Source organism: Serratia sp. CY44782 (genome assembly GCF_052168715.1).
Classification (GTDB): domain Bacteria; phylum Pseudomonadota; class Gammaproteobacteria; order Enterobacterales; family Enterobacteriaceae; genus Serratia; species Serratia nevei.
Map to the genome: position 1 here is coordinate 323,345 of NZ_JBJNME010000002.1, position 10,881 is coordinate 334,225.

Below are 10,881 nucleotides of genomic sequence, written 5' to 3' on the forward strand. Positions count from 1 at the left end.
GGCCAGGGTCAACCAACCGACATTACTAACTGAAGGTTGTATCTAATCCTGGGGGCAGGTCAATTCCTTTTAAAACTTCATTGTTATATATAACTAGTGCAACAAGAATATTTCATGCATTGAAACGGATTAACTATCTAGCTCTCATCAATCTAATTCACCTTAACTCAACCCCGATATTATTAATACTAAAAATAGTAGTTGAAAACGATATTTTTACCTATAGAAATCAATCATTCAATCGTGAATTAATCGCATCACTTTGTTATCTGTGAACCTACTAAAAACTTTGATTTTTTTCACTTGAATATGGGATTTATCCCAGTATTCTGTCACTATCGACTGAGCTTTTGCTTCTTTATGTGTGTCGTTCAGACATGGAAACCGCTTACTTCACCCCATGACTGTCCATTTTTCGCACAAAAACATACATGCGAAGACAATTTCAAGGATTGTGATGATGAGCATATTACCTATAGGGTCGTTGGTTGTTTCTGATAGTTTTGAAGGTATCGGAAAAGTCATCAGCCTTGATATCGAGGCAGGCAATGCAAAAGTTGCTTTTTTTGAGTCACCCGCACACCCCTATACACGTCAGGTTGCAATTAGCCTTGAAAAGTTGACGCCGACGATCCCCCATGAAGAAACTGTGATTTACTGTCTTGAACCACAAAGCCAGCGGTGGGTCCGCGCCCGCTTTGGCGGTTCCCGACCCAATGGCGAGTTTTTAGTAATTGTTCGCGAAGATGACTCAACTACGCTTCCTATCGATAAGATCTTCGTATTGAACAAAGCGCCCGGTAAACCTATTAATCCTGCACATTTCCTGGCTTACCAGGCTAATGACGCTCCTTTCTTCTTTCCTCGTCGACACTCTTTTATCAAAACCTACATCCAGCAGCGCGCTTCCTGCAGGGGTCTAGCATCCATTTCCAGCAGCGCTGTCGAACTGGAACCTCATCAGCTGGCCGTTGTACGGCGAGTATTACAAGATAAAACGCCGAAATATATTCTGGCGGATGAAGTGGGTCTTGGGAAAACCATTGAAGCAGGTATGGTTATCCGTGAACATGCACTGGAAGAAGCGGGGCATGTCAGTATGCTTATCGCCGTGCCAAGCCAACTCGTCAGCCAGTGGCGGGAAGAATTAGGCGAACGTTTTCAGCTAAAACAGTTGCTCGTGGGCGTCTCGACGATGCTCTCCCTGTTAAAGCAAGACGCTTCTGTGCAAGGGATTGTTATCTGTAGTTATTCTGAGGCCTGCCTTCTGCTGAGCAGAGGGTTCTCACCTTCCCTGATGACAATCGATGAAGTCCACCAAATCGCCGACTGGCCGTGGTCTACGGACGAAGACCAGCGTGATGATTTCAAACTAATGTCACAAGCATGCCAGAAAGCACATTACGCATTGCTTCTTACCGGTACGCCACTGCATGGCCATGAGCGCAACTTCCTATCGATGCTGCACTGTATCAACCCGGAAGTATTCCAGATTGATGAGAACCACCTGCATGCATTCACCGAACTAGTGAAAAACCGTGAAAGCCTTGGCGGTGTTTTCTCTTCTTTAGTTCCATCGGTGTCTAATATTAGTCTTCGCCGTAACCTTGATGAGGTTTTGGTGCAGTTCCCCGACGACCATCAGTTGGCAATGCTATGCCAGGAATTATTTCCGCTGATTGGACGATTTTCTCAGCCAACACCTGAACGTGAAGCGGGTATTAAAGCGATACGACTACATCTTGGCGAGCATTACCGCATCCACCACCGTCTGCTGAGAAATCGTCGTCAGGTTGCACTGAGTCAGGATGAAAGCAAAAACCTGAATCTGGATCTTCTCTTCCCTGGTCTGAATGGCGTGAGGGAATCTCACTGGCAAACCGAGGGACTCACCTTGGATGAGTTGCTGGAAGAGTATCGCTCTATGGCCGTACTGCCGCAAAACCAGCATTGGTCGTTAAAAGAAGCGCACTACATCGCCTGGATTGACGATCTCTTTTCCAGTCCGATTTGTGTTCTGCAGCGGGCAAAAGCCATTCTCACAGAGTCAACGGGACTGCCCAAGGATGAGCAAGCCTTACTGGAACACATCGTCTCGACGGCTAAAAATGAGCAACAAGCTATCGACAATATGCTGGCCGCATCGCTTAATGATTGGCTAAATCAATTTCCAGATGGCAAAGCGATTGTCTTCTGCGATCGCCCTGAACTGGCACAGCACCTGTCAGTAAAGATGAGCATTCTGCTGGACTACACAATAGAACGCTATCAGCCAAGCCAACCACTGCAGTTCACTCAGGCGCAAAACCCCGTTCGGGTGCTATTGTGCGATAGAAGCGGCGAGGATGGGCTGAATCTCCACGGAGGACGTCGTCTGGCCGTTCACTATGGTTTGCCGCGATCCTGCAGCCGAATTGAGCAACGTCTCGGCCGTCTCAACCGCTACAGCGCCAACCTGCGTGGTATCAAACCAGTTCAAAGCCTGATACTAAAAAACCATGTGGCCGATAGCTTACGCAATCAGTGGGCCGACATTCTGGTGAACAGTATTGGCGTGTTTAACAACACCATCGCCAGCCTGCAGTTTGTGCTGGATGACTATATCGATGATGCCTGGAATAGACTGTTCCTCGAAGGCCCACAAGTGCTGGAAAACCTTGCTGCAGAATTCCCCGGTGAAAATGGCGTCTTGGTCAGAGAGACTAACAAAATCAACATGCAGGAAAAATTGCTGGCGATGGATGAAGAAGTCTCACAAGCGGCACTTTTCGCTCAACAGCTAAGTAATGACGACCTCATTGCAGCAGAACAGTGTAAAGCACTGACGCCATGGATCTCTCAAGGATTGCGTTTCCGTTCATCAGGAAATGCTGAAGAAGGGATGCGTTTTAGTTTTGAACTAGCTGAACGCAGTTCTGGGACGCTGGTAGATTTTAAAACATTTCTGACGACCTGCATGCTTAGCTTCGACAAAGAGGGAGGCAACCCACCGTCTACCCATCTAATGAGTGCAGAACGTATCTCTGCCATTGATGGGACAACGGTTTATCCTTTGCGTTACGGTCAGCCTTTCGTCGATGCGATTTGGCAGTTACTGAATCAGGACGCACGGGGCAGTTCGGTAGCTATGCTACGTATGATTAACGCAGAACTAAATGAACCTCGCTATTTCTTCCAGATGAGTTGGCTTATTACCGGCTGCGACCCATTAAGCCCTTACGCCACTCTTCGTCAATGCGATGAGCTGGTGCCACCACGCATTGTTGAGGAGTGGGTGGCTGCCGACGGTTCTCAGGTGACGAATCCACAACTGCTTGGAATGCTGAACAGCGAGTACAGCAAGACCCCTTCCGCCACAAAAAGCTATGTGGACCTCAACCTGCGAGCCTCAAGATGGCAAGAGATTGAAGAGCTGATCTCCGCTGATGCATGGAAAGAACAGGTGGAGCAGGTATATGACAAAGCGCTGCAGAAACAATGCGATTTTGCTGAAACCAACGCATACATCCAGTTGATGTCGATAAAAGCGATTATTCTATGCAGCAGCAATATTTTATCTGGAGTCGCCTAATGACTGAACAATGGTCACGTCTGCAGCTAGCGTTAACCACCTATTTTACCGATGACGTTACTTTCAAAGAGGGGATTGAAAATCCCTTCTTCCTGCGGTTAATGAATATAATCATCGACCCTTCTGCGGGCCTGAATGATATTTTCGCAGGCTATGCCGATGCCCTTCGCACTGCACAGGTGAGCGGCATAGAAGATCCCTGGCTGCCTTCTCCACCGACGCTGACGGAGACCCCAGATTCACTTTGGGGCCTGGAAAAATCCGTCGCGGGACAGACGCTGTCACTCTCTGTGGAAGCGGACCTGACGAGTACCCAAGCCACTTACCAGCGCAGAACCCGACGTAACTTATTGCAGCCGGAAATGGATCCGGCGCTAAAGAACCTGTTGGTCGACACACCTCATACGCACTATCGTGGCTTCGGACAGCAGGCGGCAATCCGCGCGCTGCTCACCTCCGACGTCAATAGCACCCTGGTGGTGAATCTCCCCACCAGTTGCGGTAAGAGTCTTATCACGCAAATTCAGGCTATCAGTGCACCATTCGGTTCGTTAACGCTGGTGATTGTCCCAACAGTCGCCCTCGCAATTGAACAAGCGGATTTTATGCGGGATATGTTGCGTCAGGCTGAGCAGGATCACGGAGGAACCTACGCCTGGGTTGGCGACCAGGATCAAACAACACGCCAGACGCTGAAAGAACGGTTGAAGAACGGCTCACAACGTGTCCTGTTTTGTTCGCCGGAGGCGGCAAAATCGTCGCTGGTTCCGGTACTGTTTGATTTGGCGAAAAATAATCTGATTGGTGCTGTCATTATCGACGAAGCACATCTTATTGACCAATGGGGTGCTGAATTCCGTCCTGATTTTCAGTTGATTGCACCACTGATTCGTTCATTAAAGACACAGCCTGGATGTCGTTTTCGCACCCTGCTGCTCTCCGCCACGTGGAGCCAGAACACTCGTGATGTGATCGTTGAGCAGTTCCGCGCAGATGACAGCGAACTGATTGAGATTACAGCGAACTTCTTGCGTCCCGAACCCGAATACTTTGTGCATGCTGAGCCCAACCCGGGTGCGCACCAGCAGCGCGTGGAGGAGTTGCTGATGACTCTCCCACGCCCGCTCATCCTCTATTGCACCACGAAGGAAGAAGCTGAAAACTGGAATCACCGACTTCAACAACAATATTACCAGCGTGTTGGCCTGTTCCATGGCGACACGGAAACCCTAGCTCGCAAAAAACTGATTTCACAATGGGCAAGCGACCAACTGGACATCATGATTGCCACCTCGGCGTTTGGTGTAGGAATGAATAAAAGCAACGTCCGTTCGGTCATTCATGCCGCCATTCCGGAAAATATCGATCGCTATTATCAGGAATGTGGACGCGCCGGACGTGATGGCAAAGCCTGCCAGGCGCATCTGGTCTGGCATAGTGCGCAAATGGAGACGGCAGAAAGCCTTTCGGTTGAAAAACTTATCAGTGTCGAAAAAGGCTACCTGCGCTGGAAGGCTATGTTTGAACAACATCAGCCAAGCCACATAGCCAGCTACTGCATCTCACTGGATACCAAACCAGATCACATTGACTATCAGGGCGATCGAAACCAAGCCTGGAACCGCAGAACCCTCTTGCTGATGCAGCGTACGGGGCTGATTGAGCTCGTATTCGCTGCGCCTGAACTACCGGAAAGCTTACGGGAAGGTGGAGAAGAAAACGATCAAGCGGTTCGCGACTGGTTTGCCAACTACTACAGCAAAGTGCATATCCGCCACTGCAACGACTCACACCACTCTGAGGAGTATTGGAACACTTTTGTTGATAAGGCCCGCCAAGAAGAACTGGCTAAGCGCCGCGCAGCATTTACCCTGCTGAGAACGTGGATCCTCGACCCTCTCCCTCCTTTGTGTCAAACACTGGGGAAATTTTATATTTATCAGAATCATGCACCAGAAATCACCTGCGGTGGGTGTCCGGGGTGCAGGGTTCAGGGTAAAGGAGCGTTTTCCCCGACGGTCGGGACCGATGTGGAAATTTTACGAGCGACGCCGAAGAAACGAGCGCGCTTCGCTGGTGCCGTCAGGAAAGTGTATTACGCCGATGAACTGGAAATAAGGGCTCTGCTGTCAGAACTACGTGTACCGCTTCGCCGGTTGATCGGCTCTGGCGGTTACGAGACCATCCGGGCAGATAAGGCCGATTTCAGGCATCTGGAACGCGCCCTAGATTCCATCTCTCGCTTCTGGTGCGTGCAAAAACTTGCTGCACCCACTTCGGACAGCGCGGAAATTGTGATTGTGTCTAACACTGCCACTGCGCTACCGGACCTACCGGCCTCGCGATATGAACGCATCATCATCGCCCCGCAGCACCTGGCCGATCCGCAGCATCCTTACAGAAAATGGTGGGAAAGCGCTGGCAACGCGCAACCCCTGGACACTTTTATCAGGCAACTACAGCATGTCAATCATCAATAACGCAAACCCAGGAAGCAGCCTGGTGCTGATCCCCTTATTTGATCGCATTGTACAAAATGCCCAGGCACCGCTTTCCCCGGAAGCGGTTGTGGCTCGCTATCGGCCCAATAACCTGCCCGCTAACGATAACGCTTGGGGAAAAATCAGAGAGAACCTCGCCTTTTGGTGCCGACTGGGACTCTGGCCTATGGAAGAAGAGAGGATTCTGCCGCAGCCCAATGAGACTCGTCCGCTCTATCAGCGCGTGCTGCAATGCACCATTGATGCCTGCAAAGAAAAAGGTATCGCTGAAGGTAAGGAATGTGAACCATTGTGGCGAGTGCTGACCTGTTTGATGAATCTTCAGCAGCACTCATTAGGCGGCAAGGAACCGCTGGCCCCGAATATCATCACTGAAAAACTGCAAAGATGGCTTCCAACCGAAACCGTTAACTCCAATACCGAAAAGCTGGTCAGGGAATATGGACGCTATCTGGGCTTTCTGGAACTAGCGCCGGACCAGAACTACTATACCGATCCAACCCGGGCGATTCAGTGCTTTTTGCCGCAGATTTTTGGCGAACAAAATAGCCTCTCCATTAAAACCTTCATGGCCAATATGGCTGAAGTGATGCCAATGATGGACGGCGGTGAATTCCGGGTAAAAATGCAGGAGATCATGAGCGAACGCAACTGGTCTGCTCCGGAAGGTAAGAATATCAGCACCAGCACATCACTTGCGCTGCGTCGCTTGGAAATTGACCAGAAAATTCAGCTGATCGTTGGGAGCGATGACGCCGCATCATTATCGCTACAATTGCCCAATGGTGAGATTCGCCCAGTCAGCCAGGTCCGTCTCAGGGAGGCCGCACAATGAGTATCATGAACTACTGGCCGTCACTTGAGAATATCGAGCAGTGCATCCGTAACGAAGCCGAAGAGTTGCAGGATGATGTACTGCTAGCGGTACATGAGCCAATGGTGCTTACCCGTCGTGATGTTAACAACAATCAGGTAGCCCTCCGCGACGAAGACATGTTTACACAACTGCTCACCACCGAGCGAGCTATCCCACTCATCGGCCGTTCAGGGATGGGGAAATCACATCTGGTGCGCTGGCTTGACTGTCGTCTCAAAAGCCATCTGCATGCAAACGGCGAACTGGCACAGTGGGAAATTGTCCGTATTCCGAAAAACGCCAGCCTGCGTCAGGTTCTGCTGCTGATCCTGAAAAATCTGCACGGTGGAATTTTTGATGACGCGCGTAAGCGTGTTGATGATGTGGCTGAACAACACTCCGCTAAAGATCTCGCTGATCTGATGCTGACCATGATGTCTCATCAATTAGAAAGCATGTATAACGAAGCGATGAAGATCGGCCAAGAATACGAATCGCAAGGGAAAGAGATCCCGGCAGATCTTCTGAACCGACTCGAAGCCATCATTGAAGAAGTCGAAAACGGCATTAGCAACCTGATTACTGACCCTAACTTTAAGCTGAATCTGCTCAAACAAGATCATTGCCTCTATAAACGCGCCAGTCGAATGAGCGATGGGCTTAAAGAGGAGGATGAGGATCACGATAATTACGAACTGGCACCCGCCGATCTCTTTTTCCAAGACAACATAGATGACCTGTCGTCGCTTGCTCGTGAATATATTCGACACTCGCGTATTGATGAACATGATAATGAAAAAGCCCGCATTCAGGCTGTAAGCGTTCTGAATGAAGCGATGCATGCGGCGTTAAAATCACTATTTGCCAAACTCTTTACATTCAACGGCGGTAACTTCCAGGAGTTGTTCCAGCAGATTCGCCGTGAGTTGCTCGCACAAGATCGCCGCCTTGTGATCTTGGTGGAAGATATGGCAGCCATTTCGGCCATTGAAGATGTACTGATTGACAGTCTGATCGAAGAAGGCATGCGTGATGGAGTGAAAACACTATGCCCGGTGCATTCGGTTATTGCCGTTACCGATAACTATCCGGGCTACAAACGCCGTCAGGAAACGCTGATGACACGAGCGGGCTACGAGTGGATCATTGAGCACACCGACAGAGACAACAACGAAGGGCGTATTGTGTCACTGTGCGGTCGTTATCTGAATGCAGCGCGCCATGGCGCAACGGCCCTGAAGCAGTCGCGGGCGCAAAACCAGGCAAATTGGCCGACTGTCTGGCAAGACGAAGAAAAGCCAGAATGGTTGGCGGACTTTGGTATGACAGACAAACAGCAAGTTCCGCTGTTCCCGTTTAACCGGGAAGCTATCCGTGCGCTGGCTGATAAAAACTGCCGTGACAGCAGCGGCCAACTGACTTTTAACCCACGAATTGTGATTAACCGTATCCTGCTGGATATTTTGCGTGATTGCCGTGTTGAGGCAGAGCGCGGGGTATTTCCACCGCCGAACCTTGCAGGAATTGACGTTGGCACAGAAATACTTCACAACATCAATCAGTTAACCAGAAACAGAGTTACCAGTGCAGCGTCATTGACCGCACTTTGGAGCTATGGCTGCGACTCTTGGGAAAAAGTCTGCAAGCAACTGCCGCCGGGAGTAGCAAAAGCTTTTGGTCTCACTGAGTTGGCCGAACGTATTAACGGTAAAATTTCTGCCCCACCAGCAGGAGGCAACGATGATGAAAAACGTAACAAACCAATCGGTATTACAGTTCCTGAACCTAAACCTGAACCGAAATCTGAGCTAGCTTTCATCAAACATCTCAAAGCCTGGGTCGATGAAAAAACCGTTTTACCTCAATTAATTGCCAGTGATCTGCGCGCAGGACTTAACAATTGCTATGAACTCTATGCCCAAGTGGAATTTTCCAGTATGGCAGAGCGACCTTCACTGATTGAGCGTAATCCTTTGATTAGCCTGCCACTGGCGGCTTCAGATCCCTCGAACGCTATTGTGAAATTCTATGAACTCAAAGACCTCAATGATCCGCTACGCAGGATAGAGATCTACAACGTGTCGCTGGCGATTTTACGTATCCAGCATTACGCCAACTTAAGCGAAGGGCTTAGCTACCCTGAAGCTATGGAAGACTACGCCCACTATGAAAACTTTGTCAGTTGGTGGGTGCCGCAGACCGCGGAGATTGCAATCAACCATGCCCGGGCGCGGAAACTGAAGCCTGCGCTGCGTAATCATTACCAAAAAGCGCTGCTGCTGGGCCTGTTGACTGGCAAAGAAAATCCGGCGGAGCTCATTGATGCACTTTGCCTGACGCAGAAAGGCGTCGGTCGAACTGAGGGTAAGAATCAAGGACGAACAATCAAAACAAGCCCATCCGATCTCTGTTTCTACGGACTCGAGGCCAACCAGAAACCACATTCCAGCATAAAAGTGGCTGAAGCCCGGCAGGCAGCACTTCAGGGGTGGGACGACGCCCGCGACGCATGGCTTTCTCAGGTTGCCGTCCCTGAATTAAGTTCCGGGCTCACCTCAGCCCGAGCACTTGAAGCCGAAGTGGTAACCTCTGCGTTGCGAGAGATCCAGAAAGAACCGCTTGGAGCGGATGTGCAGCGTGCGGCAGAGACAGCCCGCAAAGAGATCGCATCAACTATCGAAAATGCACAACTCTTTGAAAATATAAAAAATCAGGATGACTTCATTGCCCTTCTCGATGAGTGGCAGATGTTTATCGAAGCGGTACGCACCCAATATTACCCTTCGGAATCCGAGCAGATCAGAAACTCATCATGGTTGCTGGGTGAAATTGAAGCATTAAGAGTAGACGCGGAGGCCAGCCTGAACACGCTGCTCACGCTTAATTCCCTCGTCAGACAGAAAGATGCCTTCATGCTGTGGCATGACATTTCCCATCTGGATGGTGATTACGTCAGCCGTATCGGTAACCTTCTTGCGCAATGGCAGAATATTCAATCGAAAATCAGCTTTACGCTACAGCAGATAAACAGTAAGGGTGACGCACCGAAACTAAAAAATGCCTGCACGCTAGTTGAAGAGCGACTGAAAAATCTGGCGGCTGATATCAGCGCCTCTGGAGTGAATGAATGAGTACATTACGCCAACAGCTTGCAGAGATGCAGAAGCAACTGGATTTAAGCGTCCAGGCAAGTAAAGCCACGCAGATTATTGAGAAATGCGGCGTAGTGCTCTCAAAAACTGACACCGTCGCTGGGCATTATTGTCGCCTTAAATACCAGTACCCGGCCCTACAACTTCTGCCGTCTGAACTGAGGGTCAGTTGGAGAGAAGATCAACGAAATGAACTCAAAAATGTGGTTAACGGTGTCAATAACTTGCTGTCTCAGTGGAGCCGCTGGCTGAATAATCAGACCCAAGTAGCTGCCGATACGCAAGCCTCGGATGAACCGCTGGATGGAGTGGTCACAACGCAGGAACCTACAGCATATGACATCATTCAGAATGACTCCCTGACCAACTGCGTGAGCCAGGCGCTCAGCCTGCACCGCACTCTGAGCGACCAGCTGAAAAACGCATGGGAAGAGTGGCAACAAATCCTGCATCAGCAGATTCAGGTTGACAGCAAAACTCTCGACGCCCAACAGAAACTCGAGAAATTGAAAGAAATTGCTGACGAATACTTAGGCCTACGCGACAAATTTGATGACCTGATCCAACCTTTGCCTGAGAGCGGCGAGAGCGTGACGAAGATCCGGGCAATGGCGGAGCACCTGAACACCCTGCGCGGTATGATGAAAACCGACTGGCCTGAAGCGGTGCAGCATTTCCTGGATCGAATCAATGGCCCGCAGCGAAGCAAACCGACACTGGGTGCACTGACGACAGAAGTGTTTGAGTGGCTTCGAGATGAAGACATGTTGGAAGACTTTGTGATTACAAGGAAATAGTGAC

5 protein-coding genes are annotated in these 10,881 nt (G+C 49.9%); all 5 read left to right on the forward strand.

Annotation, left to right across the window (positions count from 1 at the left end; all coding sequences use genetic code 11):
• The first annotated feature begins 460 nt into the window (after positions 1–460).
• The 5 genes from dpdE to ACJ8HT_RS05070 are packed head-to-tail and all read left to right on the forward strand — an operon-like array spanning position 461 to position 10,877.
• Complete coding sequence (gene dpdE, locus ACJ8HT_RS05050) at positions 461–3,571, forward strand: protein DpdE (protein WP_197652785.1); 3,111 nt, start codon at positions 461–463, stop codon at positions 3,569–3,571.
• Positions 3,571–6,051, forward strand: a complete 2,481-nt coding sequence (gene dpdF / locus ACJ8HT_RS05055) for a protein DpdF (RefSeq protein WP_197652786.1) — start codon at positions 3,571–3,573, stop codon at positions 6,049–6,051. The genes dpdE and dpdF overlap by 1 nt, the downstream gene beginning before the upstream one ends.
• Positions 6,035–6,907 (forward strand): protein DpdG, encoded by an 873-nt coding sequence (dpdG, locus tag ACJ8HT_RS05060; RefSeq protein WP_023295842.1) that lies wholly within the window; start codon positions 6,035–6,037, stop codon positions 6,905–6,907. Before dpdF ends, dpdG begins: the two co-directional genes overlap by 17 nt.
• On the forward strand, positions 6,904–10,059 hold the full coding sequence (gene dpdH, locus ACJ8HT_RS05065; RefSeq protein WP_197652787.1) for a protein DpdH: 3,156 nt from the start codon (positions 6,904–6,906) through the stop codon (positions 10,057–10,059). Before dpdG ends, dpdH begins: the two co-directional genes overlap by 4 nt.
• Positions 10,056–10,877, forward strand: a complete 822-nt coding sequence (locus ACJ8HT_RS05070; protein ID WP_194572861.1) for a hypothetical protein — start codon at positions 10,056–10,058, stop codon at positions 10,875–10,877. The genes dpdH and ACJ8HT_RS05070 overlap by 4 nt, the downstream gene beginning before the upstream one ends.
• Positions 10,878–10,881: the final 4 nt, after the last annotated feature.

What these genes read in the sequence shown, in the direction of transcription:
- ACJ8HT_RS05070 (WP_194572861.1), top strand. Translation starts at nt 10,056, where the DNA reads ATGAGTACATTACGCCAACAGCTTGCAGAGATGCAGAAGCAACTGGAT.
- dpdH (WP_197652787.1), top strand. Translation starts at nt 6,904, where the DNA reads ATGAGTATCATGAACTACTGGCCGTCACTTGAGAATATCGAGCAGTGC.
- dpdF (WP_197652786.1), top strand. Translation starts at nt 3,571, where the DNA reads ATGACTGAACAATGGTCACGTCTGCAGCTAGCGTTAACCACCTATTTT.
- dpdE (WP_197652785.1), top strand. Translation starts at nt 461, where the DNA reads ATGAGCATATTACCTATAGGGTCGTTGGTTGTTTCTGATAGTTTTGAA.
- dpdG (WP_023295842.1), top strand. Translation starts at nt 6,035, where the DNA reads ATGTCAATCATCAATAACGCAAACCCAGGAAGCAGCCTGGTGCTGATC.